The organism is Pediococcus pentosaceus ATCC 25745 (assembly GCF_000014505.1).
In the GTDB taxonomy this organism is placed as follows: domain Bacteria; phylum Bacillota; class Bacilli; order Lactobacillales; family Lactobacillaceae; genus Pediococcus; species Pediococcus pentosaceus.
In genome coordinates, this window is sequence record NC_008525.1 from 1,025,063 (window position 1) to 1,040,115 (window position 15,053).

Here is a 15,053-nt window from a genome sequence, read left to right on the forward strand (position 1 = left end):
CACCTCTTTTAATTGAGTGACCAATTAATCCAGCCACTACTACTGAGATTAGATAAAACGCTAATTGCCCTAAACTTACTGATACAACCATTACAATTCCTCCAGCCATTTATTAACTTTCGTTTTGATAAAAAAGTTTCGCTTAAGCTTGCTAGGTTCAAAAGCTGCTGCACTCAAGTTGTCGTTTAAAAGAAAAACATCAACTGAACTTTTAGAAACTCCTAAATATTCTGCTACTGTTTTTTTGTCCATTAGCATTGGATACTTGTCATCAGATAATCTGTTTTCGTTTACTGCCATATCTACGCTCCTAACGTTGTTTGTCCGTCTGCTACTTGTAAGCTAGTCGTTACTGCTTGTTGGTCTTTCATAATTACTAATTTGTTCATATTATTTTCCCTATTTCTTGTGTATAATTTAGTTAGCTCAATAAAAGGTGGTTAATTAATGATTTACTAATTAAGTAACCAGATAACGAGAATTGCTCCACATATTCCACCTAGTGCACCTAATAAAAATCCACTAAGTGCTATTAATCCACGTTCATGGTCTTCTAACCAACTTTGTATTTTCACTTTTGTTCTCTTCTTTCATGCATATAATTTAGTTAAAGGGTGGTGATACAAGTGAATTCAAATGAAAAATTGTTAAATACGATAATTGAACTTGCTGACGATAGTCGTCCGACCAATATAGACCCTTCAAAAGTTCGCAAAGCTTCTACTCTAAGCGATATGGATTTTGCACAATCTCTACTTTCGCTTGAAGGTTCAGGATTTATCGAACTACAATTTGGTAGTGATTTGTTGACTGATATTTTAATCTCAACAAAAGTTCCTACTAAGTAATATCAAGGGCGGTTCCATTAGGAACTACTCTTTTATTTTCCAATCATTTGCCATCAAATCGTTATCTCTTGGATTCCACCAACTATAAATTTTTTCTCCATTTCTATATATATCTATGCATCGATTTGATTTAGAAACTTCAAATGTTAGTTGATCCCCTTCACTCTTACGGTAAAACTGCTTGCCCGTTTTAAGCGATTGCTTTACTGCTTCTTGAATATTCATTTAGTTCTCCTTTTCTGTTATTTATTCATCAAATTATCGACTTAACTACACCGCTGACTCATCTTTCATTTCAATCATTGGTAGTATTCCATGTTCCTTTAATAGTTGATAAATAAATATGTGGCCCTTTTGTGTCCATTTAGTTTGAGGTTTAATATCTGGTCTTCCGTCTCTGTGTGAATAAGGAACTGGGATAGTATGCGTATAACCGTTTTTTTGATATTTCTTATACAGGTACCAGCTTCCAGACTGGCTGTACTGAACACCTAACCGATTCAATAACTTATTTAATTCTGGAGCTGTCATACCATAATTTTTAGCAATCGAGGTTACCGTTACCACTCCCTTATTCGATAATATTTGATCGTAGTAATCTGCTTTAGGCTGAAGCTCTTCAACTCGTTGTTCAGCAATTAATCTACCGTTACGTTCAACTTCTACTTTTTCACGTTCGTTCTTTAGTTGAGTTGCCAGACTAATAATCGTGTCAGGATTCAGCAAAGCCTCTTCAATCTTTTCATCTGTCATATAAGCACCATGCTTTCGGATTGATGGCAGAACTTCTTCATAAATCCAATCTTGAAATGGCTCTGCTGTGGGAAGTTTACTTTGACCCGCCAATTGATAAATTCCTGGTTCACTAATCACTGTCATAGTTTGAGTCCCAGAGGGGGTAACGATTCGTTCCTCCCTCATATACTTCGTCTTAACATGATCTTTAATTGCTTTTCTCGTATTTTGATAACCAATAGCAGTCGCTACATCTTTGCCAACAAAATATGGTTCGTCATTAATTAGTACAGTTCGTACTTCGTTTCCTTCAAAGTTGAAGTTTTGTAATTCATTCATATATGTTCACTCCTTTTAAATTCCAAATTCATTAATCATGCTAATAATTAATTTTGTTGCTTCTGGTCCTTTAGCTTTGCCACTAAGTACTTGTTGAATCCACGATGCGGTCGAACCGAATAGTACTCCCGCCATGCGATAAGTAATGTGGTTTTCTTTCATATATTTTTTGACAGCTTCACGACCTGGCTCTGTTCCTATCAATAAAAACGCCCCCCTTATTTTTTCAAGTGATTTATCAAGTAGTTATTGACAATTCAATCATTCGTGATAAAATTAATCCATATTAAATAAGCAATCAAAAACCTACTACTACTACAATTCCTCGCCAAAGTTATTGTTTTGATAGGTCTGTTTTTTGTTGCTTAATTACTTGATGAATTTATTATCAACCATAAGTGATAAAAAGTCAACACATTTTCTATCATTTGTGATAATAAATTCGTCATATTAGGGAGCGATTACCGATATGACAACGATAGAACGCATTAAAAAAATTTCAAAAGAGCGTGGATGGTCACTTCAAAAAGTGGCTGAAAAGGCTGGAATTGGAATTAATAGTATTTATAGGTGGAATACAAAAACACCTAGTACAGCCTCTTTACAGGCTGTCGCTGATGTCTTAGATGTTTCTGTAGACTATTTATTAGGTAAAACTGAAAAAGAAGAACCTGTGAATGATACTCGTGACATGGAAGTTGAAGAAGCACTTAATTCAGTACGTATGTATCAAGGGAAACCAATTAGTGATGCACAAAGAGAAACAATGAAAGGAATTATCAGAGCTTATCTAGATGCTCAAGATAAAAATGAATAGCGTATGAATAACTTGATGACTTATCTTTGCAATTATGCTTATGACCATGGCATTGGTTATCAATTAGACAGAACTTCATACAAACCAGATGAAGTATCTTTTTACATGGAGTTAAATAATACTGTATACATCAACACAAATTACATAAATGAAGAAGAAGTTCCCTTTCAGTTTGCACATGAAATAAGCCATGCCTTGAATGGAGATAAAGGCTCTAACAATTTTTCTGCCAATTCTGTATATAGCAAAGAGGAATATAAAGCTAACAAACGTGCAACAAAAATACTTTTAGAATATTGTGATTTAAATGGTCTAACTTTTTATAATTCAACTGAATTTATGGACGCTTTTGGAATTCCATCCAAAGCAGGATATGTGATAGATAATGTATTTGAGGAAAAAATAGGTATTTAATTAGTCTTACGTCCAAATACTGATTGACGTTAAAAGCTGTACATATTTTTGGAGGTAATCAGAATGAAAAAAGTGTTAACACTTGGTGTTATCGCCATTTCTTCATTAGCGCTTGTGGCTTGTGGAAATAATAACAAAGCAGATAAAGACTCTTCATCAGTTGAAAGCATATCAAAAAAGATTGATTCTGGTGACGATAATACAAGTAATGACGATCAGCAAGTTTATGCTAAAAAAAATAAGATTGTCAATCCTGATAAAGGAACTATGGAAATTTTAGGATTTAAACAACTTTCTTATAAAGGTAAACCGGCATTTGCCGTAGAATGGAAATTCACTAATACCTCTAAAAAACAACTGACTGCAGATGCTATTGATGAAGCTACTCATACATACTTCCAAAAGAACGGAAACAGTGAGCAGTCTATATCAAGTGAAGACGTTTATATTCTAAGTGCAGACCAAGCCAATTACAATTCAGTTGATGATGACGACGATGATGCTTATAACCAAGCGATAGCTAATTACAATGCTTGGGGCACTGAATCTGATAGATCCAGCGAAGACAAGATAGAACCTGGAAAATCTATTAATTTACTGGGTGGAGAATTAATAGTCCCTGTATCAAAAGAAGATGTTAAAGTTCAAATTGGTAATCATGATGAAGCTGATACCGATGTAGATATGAGTAAAGACAACTTCATTATCAAGTACAATGAACTTAGTTCAAAACATTTTACTAATGATTTAGTTGAAGAATTAAAAAAGGCTTATGCAAATGAAACTAGTGATCAGTTGTCTCAAAAAGATGAAAATTCAAGTGATTCTAATTCACAGTCTCAGGGTAGCACTAATGAAAAAGTTAGTAATAAAAATAAAAATATGGGTGCAACACAACAAAAAACTCAAGGAGAAAAAAACAGAGAACAGGGTTACGACCCTAAGGGTAATAAAGTAATGCCTGGTCAAGACCATGCACCAGGCAGTAATGTATATGGAAATGAAGACGACTGGGTAAAAGGACAAGATCAAGATAACGGAACAGACAGCCCTACTCAATCGGCAATGGACGATCCAAATAGTGATGAGAATAAGGCAGCTCATGCTAAAGGTGGCATGATGTACGGTGCTCCAGACAACGTTACCGAAGGAGACTGGCAACGTTCCGAAGATGCTGCTAACACCAAATAAAAAAGCCACATCCCCTAACCGCCAAGTAAGATGTTAGAACGTGATTGGCCGATCATTGCAGCTAACATCCCTGGTATTTTCTTAGGATTTTTTACATTCTATACCGCGTTACATTAATACTTTATTTACAAAGGAGCGAATAGTTTATGGAAACGAGTATTATGACTATCATTGGAATAATTATATTTTTTATTGGAGCATTAATAATACCTCTTGGTCGAACTTTAAATGTCTTACGTTTCTTTTTTGGTGATCGTAGTATGTTTACACAGATGTTTTGGGGGATTATCTTTATCTGCATTGGCTTATTTTTAATCATACTTGATAGCCCTCAGCTTAGATGATATCTCCTTTCCACTCCGGTGACTAGATACAGTCCGACTCTGTATGTGGGAATAGTGGTTACTACAATATATGTAATAACCACAAAATAAAAAAGCCACATCCCCCACCGACCAAAGTTTGGGATGTGACCTAACCCTAAAAAACTACATTAAGTAGTCCTCTTTTATATTGTCTATTTTAGCATTGAGGGCTACTTCCGAAAAGAGAACGGAGGTTCGCCATTATGGCATCATTTGAAAAAAGAGGTAAAAGAACTAGAGTTGTCGTATCCGTCATGCAGAGTGGCGTACGACGTAAGGTATCTAAAACATTTGATACAAAGAAAAAAGCTAAGGATTGGGCAATTATGATGGAAGCTGATAAGCTTCAAAACAGAAGCATAATAGCTTCTAGTATGACATTTGCCGATTACTTCAAAATGTGGATGGAGACTTACAAGAAAAACGATATAAGACCGTCAACTTATAATACTTATATTTCAACATTAAGACACATAAAAGAATCGTTTGATGGGATTACCCTTGAAAACTTAACGTATTCCCTTCTACAATCTAGACTTGATACCATCGGTAAAACACTTTCTAAAGGCACTATGACTTTGATTGTGTCTAGAATTAAAGCTTGCCTAAAAGATGCTCTTTACGACAAATATATTTTAGATGATATCTTCACACGGCTTAAACCACATGGTATAGAACGTAGCAAAAAAACTAACGCTTTATCAGTTACAGAATTTGAAAAATTACAGGATTATTTATATCACTCTAAATTAGATAAAGCTAGCCTTGCGATCCTTGTAGCATTAGAAACAGGAATGCGAATTGGAGAAGTGCTAGCCTTGCAGTACAAGGACGTCTCTATTCCCTTTAACAACATTCATGTTAATAAATCACGTTCTGGGAATATCGTTGGCAAGCCTAAAAATAAAAATTCTGTGCGTGATATAAAAATAACTAATGAGCTAGCTAATATAATCAGCAATGAAAAAAACAATAGTACAGAATTTATTTTTAATTGCAGACGCCAAACAGTAAGAAATCGCCTCGATTCACTAATAAGCAAGTTAGATTTACAACCAATAACTATTCATGGGCTTAGACACTCACACGCCTCTTATTTGCTTTATAAAGGTGTTTCAATTAACTACGTTTCGGCTAGACTTGGTCATGCAAATACAAGCATTACTCAAAAAGTTTACGCTCATATGCTCAAGGAAGAGAAGACCCGTGAACAAGATAAAACGATAGAAATATTGTCAGTGTCCCCAAATGTCCCCAAAGCGATAAACAAATATTGATATAACGGCGTTCATAGTGGCTAGAATGTTTCAGTATTAAATGGCCAATTATTCCGCATTTCCCGTGTGGAGTTCCAATAAAAGTAATAATAAAAACTACGAATATTGATTTCATCTCCTTTTAATTCCAACTTATACGGTAAAAATTGAATTTTATAACGTTTAAAATACGATTTTAGTAATTTAGCGTATCTAAAAACTGTTGATATACTCGTAAACTGACTATCTGCATAGTCAGCCAATCGTTGGTGAGGGTTATGGTACATAAAATCAATTAATTTGTAATTGTAAGAGGCTTGATAGAATTTCAAATAAATTGTATAGATAGGAAAATCTTCTTCTTTTATAATTCGAAAATTTTTATTATGGTCGTTGAATAATCTGATTTTCTGATCGGTCGACTTGAATAACTGCTTAAATTCTTCCAAATAATTTAAAATTGATTTACCCGTTACACCGATTACTTTTGCTAATTCTTTAGTAGAACACCATGCCCCGCTTTCTAGTAGATAATCTAATAAAACCACTTTTTTTAAAGATGTGGCTGTTAAAAACGTTTTCATTTTATACCTCACATAAGATTTAAATTTACTACAAATAAGCTAAACTTTGTCAGCTAAAAAGTTTTTAAGTAGATTTCTTTAAATATTTCCAAAAAAAACTATTTTGTAGCTATTTATATCATATCCGTTCTAAAAAATACATATTTAACTCAGAGGTATGTTAGTGAGAATTCATCAGTCAAGTTAGTGTTAATTATCTTTAAATTACGCTATGCTTAAATTAAAAAACGGGGGGTCGTCTGTATGCGATTATGGCATGAAAAGTTAATTTCTAAACTACCACGTGCCCAGCTTTTAGGACAGCATCGAGAAATTGCAGCCTTACGAGGTAACGGTTGGGGTAAAAAACATGCAACCGTTGATTATGTTTTTACTCATTCTCCTTACAAACTTTATCAATTTCATCGATTAGTATTAGCTGAGATGCAGTCACGAGGTTATCATCCTAACCCTAAATGGTTTGAACCAACTTTCCGTGGTTTCCATTGTCCGCCTTATTTAGAATTATGTGCTTGCCCACTAACTTCCCCAATCTATCCAGAACATGATCAACAGTATTTAATTGAATGTCTGGAAAATTTAGAGTCTAAAGGAGTTCGATTATAAGCCAAACACCCGACGGGTTCTAATAATATATTTATAATAAAAGGCCAATTCTTACGAATTGGTCTTTTTAAGAATTATCTTTTAATTACATATTCGTTCTCTAATCCCTTACTTACCAAAATTTTCAGCAATAATCGTCTTGGACTTAACTAAACGGGCCTTATTATTACTAAAATCTTGGGTTAAATATGCATAATAGAGTAAATCAACCACGTACAATTGAGCTAACAATGACGTGGTTGCAGCAGTCCGTAACACTCCACTTTCACCACCGTCATCGTGCGTTAACGTAACAGTACTATTTTTTGCGATAGTACTGTTACGTTCATGCGTAATAGCGATTATTGGTATGTTTAGCGAACTAGCTACTCTGGTTATGTGGCAACTTTCCTTAGTCTCACCTGAATCTGAAACAACAATTAATACTGAATTAGGTTTGGCTAATCCGACCGCCATTAGATGTGTATCTAACGTTTGGATGACAGACTTTCCAATTCGAATAAATTTTTGTTGAAAATCCTCTGCCACTAAATTAGATGCGCCCATCCCAAATACGTAGATATCATCTGCTTGCTCAACAATATCGGTTGCTTTTTTTACATCATTTTTAAGTAATATTTGGTTGGTTTGTCCGATTGCATGACTTATTCGAAACTCCAGCTTATGTTTCATAACATCCAAGTCATCCGATGGATTAACTTCGGTATACAAGGAATCATCTACCTTTATTTCTGACGCAACTTGAATCTTTAAACCTGGCAAACCACTCTTACAAATTTTTTTTGCTAACCTAACTACAGTCGCCGGACTTACTTGAGTTCGATCAGAAATTTCTTCGGCGTTCATCTGAATCACCTCTCGCGGATAATCGATCATAAATCGGGCTACTTTCTGCTCAGATCTTGAAAATTTTTCAAAATCGTTACTCAATGTAAATAAAATATTTTTCATAAAACTTTGAACTCCCACATATTTGTCAGATTTAACATTAGCTCCTAATTATAAATTATAGTAATATATCCAAAAAGACCGGAAAATATCCGATCTTCTAAATTTGAATACTTAGTTAATATAGTTATTTTATCCTACTATCCATTAATACGGTATTATCTTTAGTCTGTATATTTGATTCAATTTCGTCAATCTTAAAATCGGATGTGTTAGTAACAATCGTCATTGTAACTGGATCAAAATCAGCGTCAATAATTTTTTGCCAATCAACTGTACCCAATACATCTCCATGTTTAACAGTATCGCCCACTTGAATATTTAAATTAAAATACTTGCCATTTAACTTAACAGTATCGACCCCCATATGAACTAGGACTTCTTCACCAATTTTATCCATAAAACCGATTGCATGTTTTGTGTCTGCTATCATAGTAACTTTCCCATCTACCGGGGCATAGATTTTAGAATTAATATCAGGTATTATAGCTACTGTTTTTCCCATTACTTCCTGGGCCATCATTGGATCACTTACTGTATCGATTGCAACTTTCTTACCAATAACAGGAGCCGTTATCGTAGTCATTGCAACATTTGGATCAATTACCTTCTTATTTCCATTTTGGGATAAAGCATCTGTCTCAACAGTTGTTGCTTCTCCAAGAATTGCATCCTTTGGAATTCCAAAGAAATATGTTGCTACAAATCCACCAACGTATCCTGCTAATAACCCCAGCACATAAGACATCATATGTCCATTCGTAATCAAAGGAACTAACGCTAATCCTGATGGGCCTATGGCAATGGCACCAACATGGCCTAATCCACCAACGACAGCTCCCCCAATTCCGCCACCAATACAAGCTGTGATAAACGGACGACCTAATGGTAAAGTAACACCATATATTAATGGTTCTCCGATACCTAAAATACCAACTGGAAGAGCACCTTTAATCATATTTGTAAGCTGTTTATTTTTACGACATCTGAGCCAAAGTGCAATCGCAGCTCCAACTTGTCCAGCACCTGCCATAGCTAAAATTGGTAATAATGGGGTCGAACCAGTTTTATTAATCATTTCAATATGAATCGGCGTTAAGATTTGATGAAGCCCAAACATAACCATCGGCAAGAATAGTGCTCCTAAAACGAATCCAGAAAATGCTCCGCCGACATTTAGAATCCAATTAATAGCTCCAACTAACGAACTTGAAATAACACCAGCTATAGGCATAATAATAAAAATTGTAAATACTCCAATTATAAGTAAAGAGAGTGCTGGAGTTACTATAATGTCAATTGCATCCGGAACCCATTTATGTAACTTTTTTTCAATTAAAGAAAGTAACCAAACGGCAAATATTACACCGATAATTCCTCCTTGACCAGCGCTCATTGGTTGACCATTAAAAATATTATGCAAAGGTGCATTAATATCCATTCCAGGTAATAACGTTACCGCACCTATGACACCGCCTAATCCAGCTGTTGCACCAAATTCAGTTGCCGCGTTAATTCCGACATAAATTGCTAAATATGAAAATACACCATTTTGAATGAATTTCAAAATTGCGACAAAATCAGTATAGCTTTTACTTATATCTCCAGCAACAATTAAATTAGACATTACCGCAGCTACGCCACCAATTAATCCAGCTCCGACAAACGCTGGAATTAACGGTATAAAAATATTCGAAATGGATTTTAAAATTTGCTTAATTGGAGTTTGTTTTTGCTTAGCTTTTTGTGCAGCTTTTACTTTAGCAGCCTTAGCCTCAACGATTTCTTTATCAGTCATACCGGTTGTATCTATTTCTATATTAGGAAATGGTTCACCCAATTTAACGCCAGCTTCTTTCACCATTTCATCAGCTACTTTATTTACAGTTCCTGGTCCGACAATTACTTGGAGGGTGTCTTCTTCAACGACTCCTAATACCCCATTAATATTTTTCAGTTTTTCGATATCTACTTTGTCATCATTTCTAATGGTCATTCGGACACGAGTCATACAATGAATTAATTTTTCAACATTTTCGATACCACCAACTGCGCCGTAAATTTCACGTGCAATTCTTTTAATTTTTTCTTCAGATGTTTCTGACATAAGTTCTCATCCCCACTTTATATTGTCTTTCTAACAAAACCTTTTGCTACCTGCAGCCTCTTTTTTGCTTCATTCAAATCGACATCAGTTAAGATCATAACAATGGCCAACTTCACATCTTTACCTGCCTTTTCAAACATATCATTCGCTACTGTATAACTTACATCCGTTGCTTCCATAATAATACGTTTTGAACGTTCCACTAATTTGGCATTGGTGGGTTTCACATCTACCATTAAGTTCTTATAAACCTTTCCAATCCCGATCATTGAGGCTGTAGATAGCATGTTTAACACAAGTTTTTGGGCTGTCCCCGATTTTAAACGCGTTGAACCAGTTAAAACCTCAGGGCCCACTGATATTTCAATGTTAATATCAGCATGTTTACTAATTTTAGCGTGATCATTACAAGCAAGACTAATTGTTGCTGCACCAACTTTTTTGGCATAGTCTAATCCACCAATGACATATGGTGTTCGTCCACTTGCAGCAATTCCAACGACAATATCTTTATTAGTTAAGTTTTGAGATTGCAAATCCTTAGCACCTAGCTCTGGCGAATCTTCAGCTCCTTCTACAGCAATTGTCATAGCTTTCATTCCACCTGCAATCAAGCCTTGAACCATCTTAGGGTCTGTTCCAAAAGTTGGTACACACTCTGCAGCATCTAGAACACCTAGTCGACCACTTGTCCCAGCACCAATGTAGAATAAACGCCCTTTTTTGTTAAAACTAAGGATAATCTGTTTGACAGCTTGTGTAATATCAGGTAGCACCTTACCAACTCTTTGAGCTACCTTTTGATCTTCAGAATTCATTATTTTTAATATTTCTGCTGTAGATAGCTCGTCTAAATTCATAGTTTCCTCATTACGAGTTTCCGTTGTTAAATCACTTAAATCAATCATGCTGCTCCTCCTTGTATGCGCTTTCATTTACAGTTACATTTTATAATAAAAGAAATAACATTTCAAATAAATATTTTATTATTCTATTTTTAAGAAATTTAATTTCTTAAAACTGTTAAAAGTACTAACATATTAATTAATCTTGATATTCATTTTTTAAATATCACAACCTACCCCCTTCTAAACTTGCAAATATGATAGTGTACAGAAGTTCTCCCCCCTCATATACTTTAGTTTGTTAAATCAAACTTACTAAAAATATTTGGAGGTAAAGTTATGACTGTTGATGTTACGAAAGAAATGCAATTTAGTGATGCTTTTGCATATATTGATGATGGTGTAGAACATGGTGTCCTTAGCCCATTTGAAACCAAAGAATTAATCCTAAAGAAAGGCGAAAAAATCGCCGATGGATTTAAACCACTTGATACTGATATTAAAATGTTAAAAGATATCCCTGTTAAATTACGAGATGGAGTAACCATTTATACCGATATTTATTTACCAATTACAAATGACAAAGTTCCTACCTTAATTGCTTGGAGCCCTTATGGTAAAAGCGCTGGAACTGCACCAAGATATAAAAATCTTTTTAACATGCTTGGAATGGGTAATCAATGGAATTCTGGATTGACTAAATTTGAGGCACCTGATCCAGCCTACTGGACTCGTCATGGATATGCAGTGGCTAACCCCGATATGCGTGGAATCGCTCATAGCGAAGGAAATACAACGATGCTTGGTTCACAAGAAGCTCAGGATGGTTATGATTTAATTGAATGGATTGCCCAACAAGATTGGTCCAACGGTAAGACGGCCCTAACTGGTACTTCCTATTTAGCTTGGTCACAATGGTTTATTGCTGCTGAAAGACCACCACATTTAACTGCAATTAATCCTACCGAAGGTTTATCAGATGCATATCGTGACTTGGCCTTTATCGGAGGAATTCCTGACAAAAACTTTATTGAACGCTTAGCCGTAAATCATGTCAGTGCAAATGATGCCAAACGTGAGGATTTAGCTAAAGAAATGGATGCTGATCCGTTAGTTACGGCTCCCGTTTGGCAAGACAAAATTGCAGATACCAGCAAAATTGAAGTTCCCGCTTTTGTGATTGGCAGTTATTCCAACACATTGCATACCATGGGAACATTCCGAGCTTGGCGCACCTTAGGATCTAAAGATAAATGGCTCAGAATTCATGATCGTCAAGAATGGCCTTATTACTACGATAAAAATAATACGGAAGAACTTCGTCGTTTCTTTGACCACTATTTACTTGGCAAAGAAAATGGATGGGAAAATACAGCTCCTGTTCGCTACACTACCATTGGTTTTCAAGGCAAAAATGAGACAGATATTCCAGCAACTAGCTTTCCACCAGCTGGTGTGAATAACCAACCATTTTATCTCAACCCCTTAACTCGGACTTTGCAAGAAAAGCCTTTGTCACAGGCTGCCACAGTGCAGTATGTAGCTAACGACAATCCTGGACGTGTCTCATTTTTAACTACTTTCGATGCGCCGGTCACGATGGTCGGTTATCCTAAGGCAAAGCTATTCATGGAAGTCGACGGTTACGATGATATGGATATCTTTATCATGGTACAAAAATTAGACAAATACAGTAATGTGTTAAGTGAGTTCGTTGTACCTAATCACGGTGCAGCCCTCCAAGACTTTACTCAAGAAAGTGCCTCGGCCCTACGTTATAAAGGAGTCTGGGGCCGTCTACGAGCTTCAATGCGTCATTTAGATGATAAGATGAGCACGGATGAGATTCCTGCATATTCATTTGATCGCGTTGAAAAGTTGGCACCAAAAGAAATTGTCCAATTAGATGTTGTTTTAAGCCCAATGGGGATGACTTTTGCTCCTGGCGAATCGTTACGTTTTGTAATCAGTTCCAAGAATGAATTAGGTTCTGTTATGCCAGGGACTCCTGGTGCTACCCCTGACAATCAAGGTATCCATATCCTTCATACCGGTGGCAAATATGATTCCTATTTACAATTACCTATCTTAAAAAAATAGAAAAGAATTTAGTTGCTTAACTAAAGGATTTGTAGTATTAATGACTATAAATCCTTTTTTTGATTGGAGTCACAATGAATTTAACAACATTAGAATACTTCGTTCAAGTAGCAACAGAAGGAAGCCTAACTAAGGCTGCTGATAAACTTTTTATTTCTCAACCTACTTTAAGCCGTCACATGAAAAATTTGGAAGCTGAATTAAATACTCAACTATTTGTTCGTCAAAGTCATTCTCTAAAACTCACCGAAAATGGGATTACTTTTTTAAAAGCTACGACAAAAGTAATCCAAGACGTAGATGCATTAAAACATTTCTTTGATCAACACCAAACAGCTAGCAATCCAACTCACTACCTTAATGTGGGCTATTTAGAAAATTTTCGTTTAGAAAAAATGTATGCAGTCCTGGACCAAATTAGTCATGAGAATAATATTCAGTTCTCGCTCTTTCCAGACACCCCAACTAATTTATCCAAAGGTTTATCTTCTGGTAAATATGACTTGATTTACTCTTTAAGACCCTATACCACTGACAATGTATTGTTTAAAAGCACGGATTTTTTAGAAAATCATCTTCAGATTGCATTACCAATTAATCATCCTTTAGCCATGAAACCACAACTTTCGTTTTCCGATTTAAAAAATGAAACTTTTATTTTATTAGATCGAGATAAATCACCAATTATTGTCGACAATGTGTTAAGTCAAGGAATCAAAAATGGCTACAATTTAAAAGCAAATTATTATGTTAAAAATTTAAGTCAGGGACTTTCAATGACAGCATTGGGAAATGGATTAGCCTTCCTATATTCTGCAATGAATGACGGCCAATTGGAAAAACAATACCGTATAAAAATTAAAGATTTAACCGATAATTTTGGTAATCAAAATATTGTGATCGCAATGAAACGTTCCGTAGATAATGCATTGATTGGATCTATTTTCGAAAAAATAATCGATACTAAAAAAAATAGATAAGCTAGTTAACTAGCTTATCTATTTTTGTATTTTCACAATAAAAAGTCATGCTCTAGCTCTAAAAGGTTTAGTTATTTATGAAAACTCTTACTTCCTAAACCATTCGTTTCTGACTGGCAAAAACTTTAACATCTGAATTTTCTCGTTCCCATAACGTACTTTTATTTTTAAAATATGATCCATCCTTCGATTGGAAACCTCTAAGTATTCATTTTTTCCTAAAATATTATTTTCTTCTTTTTTAATACCAGATTAAATGTTAACTTTCCGTGATACTAATTTTGCTGATCTAGCTGTTTTAGTTTCTCTCAGGCATAATAGTATTTTGATCAGCAATCTTTCTAAAGATTAAGAATTTCGCTACTTACAAAAAAGCTTATTACGTTTGTTAATTATCTCTAAAAAAACTGAGACTAAACAACATAATAAGCTTTTTTAATCCAATTGGTTTCGGGCTGCGTTGATTTTTTTCAATACACTAACGGTGATTCTAATATCTTGTTCAGTGAATTGATCTAGTGCTTGTTCTAAGCGTCGTTCTAGTTCTTGATGAAATTGGTGATGAACAGCCTCTACTTCCCGACCTAGATTGGTAAGCCGCAAATACGTATCCTTTTGATTTCCTTTCATATGATATTTTTCAACAAATCCATATTCAACAAGTCGATTGACCAGTTTAGATATGGCCCCTTGAGTCATATTTATATACCGCAATAAATCATTAATTTTTAAATTATAATCGGCAATCCATGCAATCACATCTAATTCTATAATGGAAAGTTTATTCAGGTTCTTTATATCATTGTGGCTGCCAATTAATTCTTTAATGGCCCTTTCATTAGAATGTTCGCGGTAATTTTTTAGTTCCTTAGCTAGTTCTTCATTCATTTATATTCCTCGACATATATATTGACTTTA

General features: G+C 34.9%; 16 protein-coding genes and 1 pseudogene. 8 read left to right on the forward strand and 9 right to left on the reverse strand.

Features of this window, described 5'->3' with window-relative positions; genetic code table 11:
- Positions 1-90: 90 nt before the first annotated feature.
- Positions 91-300: a hypothetical protein gene (locus PEPE_RS04960; RefSeq protein ID WP_011673436.1), complete on the reverse strand. Its 210-nt coding sequence runs from the start codon at positions 298-300 to the stop codon at positions 91-93.
- A 326-nt stretch (positions 301-626) separates the two neighbouring features.
- Between PEPE_RS04960 and PEPE_RS04965 the strand changes: the two genes are divergently transcribed.
- Positions 627-848, forward strand: a complete 222-nt coding sequence (locus PEPE_RS04965; protein WP_029258001.1) for a hypothetical protein — start codon at positions 627-629, stop codon at positions 846-848.
- 24 nt (positions 849-872) lie between these two features.
- On the opposite strand, the gene PEPE_RS04970 is transcribed toward PEPE_RS04965, so the two are convergent.
- Genes PEPE_RS04970 through PEPE_RS04980 form a run of 3 tightly spaced genes read right to left on the reverse strand, consistent with a single transcriptional unit; the run spans position 873 to position 2,126 of the window.
- Positions 873-1,073, reverse strand: coding sequence for a Thoeris anti-defense Tad2 family protein (locus tag PEPE_RS04970; RefSeq protein WP_011673439.1), 201 nt, complete (start codon positions 1,071-1,073; stop codon positions 873-875).
- Between the two features lie 45 nt (positions 1,074-1,118).
- Positions 1,119-1,922, reverse strand: a complete 804-nt coding sequence (locus tag PEPE_RS04975; RefSeq protein WP_011673440.1) for a phage antirepressor — start codon at positions 1,920-1,922, stop codon at positions 1,119-1,121.
- Between the two features lie 15 nt (positions 1,923-1,937).
- Positions 1,938-2,126, reverse strand: coding sequence for a hypothetical protein (locus tag PEPE_RS04980; protein WP_011673441.1), 189 nt, complete (start codon positions 2,124-2,126; stop codon positions 1,938-1,940).
- 265 nt (positions 2,127-2,391) lie between these two features.
- Here PEPE_RS04980 and PEPE_RS04985 point away from each other — a divergent pair, with 265 nt between their 5' ends.
- From PEPE_RS04985 to PEPE_RS05005, 4 genes are all read left to right on the forward strand, one after another.
- Positions 2,392-2,739, forward strand: a complete 348-nt coding sequence (locus PEPE_RS04985) for a helix-turn-helix domain-containing protein (RefSeq protein ID WP_011673442.1) — start codon at positions 2,392-2,394, stop codon at positions 2,737-2,739.
- Between the two features lie 3 nt (positions 2,740-2,742).
- Positions 2,743-3,153 (forward strand): ImmA/IrrE family metallo-endopeptidase, encoded by a 411-nt coding sequence (locus PEPE_RS04990; RefSeq protein ID WP_041526966.1) that lies wholly within the window; start codon positions 2,743-2,745, stop codon positions 3,151-3,153.
- Between the two features lie 63 nt (positions 3,154-3,216).
- On the forward strand, positions 3,217-4,344 hold the full coding sequence (locus PEPE_RS04995; protein ID WP_011673444.1) for a hypothetical protein: 1,128 nt from the start codon (positions 3,217-3,219) through the stop codon (positions 4,342-4,344).
- Positions 4,345-4,912: 568 nt separating this feature from the next.
- Entirely contained in the window at positions 4,913-5,986 is a 1,074-nt protein-coding gene (locus PEPE_RS05005; RefSeq protein WP_011673446.1) for a tyrosine-type recombinase/integrase, read from the forward strand.
- Positions 5,987-6,015: 29 nt separating this feature from the next.
- Here PEPE_RS05005 and PEPE_RS05010 read toward each other — a convergent pair.
- Positions 6,016-6,549, reverse strand: a pseudogene (locus PEPE_RS05010) (helix-turn-helix domain-containing protein); the annotation flags it as partial.
- Positions 6,550-6,792: 243 nt separating this feature from the next.
- Here PEPE_RS05010 and PEPE_RS05015 point away from each other — a divergent pair.
- Entirely contained in the window at positions 6,793-7,155 is a 363-nt protein-coding gene (locus PEPE_RS05015) for a TIGR02328 family protein (protein ID WP_011673448.1), read from the forward strand.
- A 108-nt stretch (positions 7,156-7,263) separates the two neighbouring features.
- Here PEPE_RS05015 and PEPE_RS05020 read toward each other — a convergent pair whose 3' ends face one another.
- From PEPE_RS05020 to murQ, 3 genes are all read right to left on the reverse strand, one after another.
- Positions 7,264-8,106, reverse strand: coding sequence for a MurR/RpiR family transcriptional regulator (locus PEPE_RS05020; RefSeq protein WP_011673449.1), 843 nt, complete (start codon positions 8,104-8,106; stop codon positions 7,264-7,266).
- 124 nt (positions 8,107-8,230) lie between these two features.
- Complete coding sequence (locus tag PEPE_RS05025; protein ID WP_011673450.1) at positions 8,231-10,210, reverse strand: glucose PTS transporter subunit IIA; 1,980 nt, start codon at positions 10,208-10,210, stop codon at positions 8,231-8,233.
- A 17-nt stretch (positions 10,211-10,227) separates the two neighbouring features.
- A complete protein-coding gene (gene murQ / locus PEPE_RS05030) occupies positions 10,228-11,118 on the reverse strand; it encodes an N-acetylmuramic acid 6-phosphate etherase (RefSeq protein ID WP_011673451.1) in 891 nt (296 codons plus the stop codon).
- A gap of 276 nt (positions 11,119-11,394) precedes the next feature.
- Here murQ and PEPE_RS05035 point away from each other — a divergent pair, with 276 nt between their 5' ends.
- Together PEPE_RS05035 and PEPE_RS05040 are read left to right on the forward strand one after the other, a co-directional pair.
- Entirely contained in the window at positions 11,395-13,155 is a 1,761-nt protein-coding gene (locus PEPE_RS05035; protein WP_011673452.1) for a CocE/NonD family hydrolase, read from the forward strand.
- Between the two features lie 74 nt (positions 13,156-13,229).
- Positions 13,230-14,135: a LysR family transcriptional regulator gene (locus PEPE_RS05040; protein WP_011673453.1), complete on the forward strand. Its 906-nt coding sequence runs from the start codon at positions 13,230-13,232 to the stop codon at positions 14,133-14,135.
- 435 nt (positions 14,136-14,570) lie between these two features.
- Here the strand turns inward: PEPE_RS05040 and PEPE_RS05045 are convergent, their stop codons facing one another.
- Positions 14,571-15,023, reverse strand: a complete 453-nt coding sequence (locus PEPE_RS05045; protein WP_011673454.1) for a MarR family winged helix-turn-helix transcriptional regulator — start codon at positions 15,021-15,023, stop codon at positions 14,571-14,573.
- Between the last annotated feature and the right edge of the window lie 30 nt (positions 15,024-15,053).